This window comes from Martelella sp. UBA3392 (assembly GCF_002358775.1).
Taxonomy (GTDB): Bacteria; Pseudomonadota; Alphaproteobacteria; order Rhizobiales; family Rhizobiaceae; genus Martelella; species Martelella mediterranea.
The window spans coordinates 5,564-8,673 of record NZ_DEPM01000032.1 but is presented as its reverse complement, the minus strand read 5'-3'; the positions used below and the strand labels follow the sequence as shown (position 1 = coordinate 8,673).

Sequence of the window (3,110 nt, the reverse complement as noted above, 5' to 3'; positions counted from 1 at the left end):
TAATTACGAAGCCGAGCTGCGCGTACGCCACAAACAGGGGCACTGGGTATGGATTGCCACCCGCGGTCGCGTGCTAGCGCGCCGAAGCGATGGACGGCCGGAATGGATGTTCGGCATTCACGTGGACATTACGGTGCAGAAGCGCAGGGAGGAGGAGCTTCGCCTGAGCAAGGAGCTTCTCGACCGCACGGGCCAGGTGGCAGGCGTCGGCGGCTGGGAGCTGGACCTTGTCGAAGGCCGGTTGCGCTGGTCGAAAGAGACCTGTCGCATTCACGGCCTCGAACCGGAATACGAACCTCAGCTCGACACGGCGATCGATTTCTATGTGCCGGAAGCGCGACCCGCCGTGCTGGCCGCGGTGGAAAAATGCATCGCGACAGGCGAGGGATGGGACCTGGAACTGCAGCTTGTTACCGCCAAGGGCCGGCGAATCTGGGTCCGCGCCGTCGGTTCCGGAGAGTTTCTGGATGGCAGGGCGGTGCGGCTGGTCGGCACGTTTCAGGATATCAGCGAGGCGGTGGCCCAGCGAAAGGCGTTGGAGGAGGTCAACCGGCTGTTTTCGGTGGCGACGGAAACCGGACGGATCGGCATATGGGACGCCGACCTCGTTACCGGCAAGACGAACTACTCCGATATCTGGTGCGAACTGATCGGCTATACCCGTGAAGAGGTGACCGACAGCGGAACCGCCTGGCAATCCTTCATCCATCCCGACGATATGGACCGGGCGCTGGCGGCGGATGCGGCCCATGTTCGCGGCGAGGCGCCGATCTTCGAGGAGCAGTTCCGGATGCGCCACAAGGATGGCCGATGGATATGGATCCTCGACCGCGGGCTGGTCACCGAACGCGATGACGAGGGCCGGCCGCTACGCATGATCGGCACCCATACCGATATCACCCGGCAGAAGGAACGGGAGGCCGAGCGGCTCTTGAACGCGGAGCGCATGGCGATCGCCGCCGACAATGGCGGTATCGGCATATGGGAGATAAACCTCTCCACCAACGAGGTAAGCTGGGATGCGGGCATGTACCGCCTCTATGGCCTGTCACCGGACACCAGCCCGCCGCTGCTCGAAGTCTGGGAACGCAACACCCATGAAGAGGATGCCGCGCGCGTGTCGGGTGCCGTCAGGCGCGCTATCGAGAACGACGACCTGATGGACGAGGAGTACCGGGTTGTCTGGCCGGATGGCTCGGTCCATCATCTGCATGGCTCGGCGCGTCTGGTGCGCGGCGTCGATGGCGGTCCGGACCGGTTCATCGGCGTGACCTGGGATGTCACGGAGGAGCGGCAACTGGCTCTCGACCTCGGGGAGCAGCACGAGTTGATGCGGGTCACGCTGGATTCGATCGGAGATGCTGTTATCACGGCGAATGCCGACGGCACGATCCGCTGGCTGAACCCGATCGCCGAGCACATGACGGGATGGTCCACGGCCGATGCCGAGGGCGAGCCGTCCCATCGCGTTTTCAGCATCATCCACGAAGAAAGTCGCGAGCCGGCAATGGATCCGATCCGCACCTGCCTGGAATTGCGCCAGGTGGTCGGGCTGTCGGAGGATACGCTCCTGATTTCGCGCGACGGACGGGCGTTCGCGATCGAGGATTCCTGCGCCCCGATCCGGAGCGGGGAGGGCGAGGTCCTTGGCGCCGTACTGGTGTTTCACGATGTCAGCGAGCAGAGGCGGCTGGCGCGTGAAATGTCCTATCGCGCCAGCCACGATCAGCTTACCGGCCTTATCAATCGGTCGGAATTCGAGCGGCGGATGTACAAGACCCTCGACGCGGCCCGTGCCGGCGGCCCCGATTCGGCCCTGCTGTTCATCGATCTCGACCGGTTCAAGATCGTCAATGACAGTTGCGGCCATGCCGTTGGCGACGAGTTGCTGATCAAGATCAGCCGGGTGATCCAGGGCGCGATCCGGGCGAACGACGCTCTTGCGCGTCTCGGTGGCGATGAGTTCGCCGCGATCATCGAAAACTGTCCCATCGATATCGCCCAGAACATCGCCCAGAAAATCTGCGATGCGGTTGCCGATTTCGTTCTGGTTCATGAGGGCAAGCACTACCGGATCGGCGCCAGTATCGGCCTTGCGAGGATCAATGAAGCCGCGGCCAGCGTCGCGACGATCCTTCAGGAGGCGGACGCCGCCTGTTATGCGGCCAAGGAGGAGGGACGCAACCGGGTGCATGTCTGGAGAGACTATGACGAGGCCGTCAGGTCCCTGGTCGGCCAGACAAGCTGGGTCACCCGCATAGAGGAGGCGCTGGAGGAGGACGGCTTTGTCCTCTATGCCCAGAAGATTGTCCCGTTTTCCGGAACGGGCGGCAAGACCCATGTCGAACTTCTGCTGCGCATGATCGACGAGAATGGCGGCGTTATTCCGCCAAGCGCCTTTCTGCCGGCTTCCGAACGCTTCAATCTCGCAACCCGGATAGATCGCTGGGTGCTCGCCCACGCGCTGGAATGGATGCAGTCTGCCGGCGCTGGGCCACAGAGCGTCGTGTCGGTGAATGTCTCGGGCCAGTCGGTCGGCGACCGCGGGTTCCACCGTTTCGCTTTGGAATTGCTTGATGGGGCAAGCGAGGCGGTTCGCTGCAGCCTGTGCCTGGAAATCACCGAGACATCCGTGATCTCCAACATGGCCGAGGCCATGGAATTCATTCGGGCGCTGCGTGAACGCGGCGTGATGATCGCGCTCGACGATTTCGGCGCCGGCTCCTCGTCCTTCAGCTACCTCAAACGCTTCTCCATCGATTTTCTCAAGATCGACGGCCAGTTTGCCCAGGGGCTGCTGACCCATCCCGTCGACGAGGCGACGATCCGGTGCTTCGTGGAGATGGCGCGGGTCCTGAACATCCAGACGGTCGCCGAATATGTCTCCGACGACAAGATCGCCGCACGGCTGAGAGACATGGGCGTCGATCTGGCGCAGGGCTATGCCTATCACCTTCCTGAGCCGGCGGCCGGGCTGAAGCTATAGGCGCGCCGGGCTCCGGGATTGCGACGGTGGATGGAGCTCCTCGGCATCATCAGGGTAGACTGCAGGGGGTATCGCATATGGCGTGGCAGCTTGCTCCCAATGCTCTCTCCCGCTGGCGGGAGAG

1 protein-coding gene is annotated in these 3,110 nt (G+C 63.2%); it reads left to right on the top strand.

What is annotated here, in order from left to right:
- Positions 1-2,986 (top strand): PAS domain-containing protein (locus B4E36_RS02725; RefSeq protein ID WP_345899947.1); only part of this gene is annotated, 2,986 nt, incomplete at its 5' end.
- Positions 2,987-3,110 lie beyond the last annotated feature (124 nt).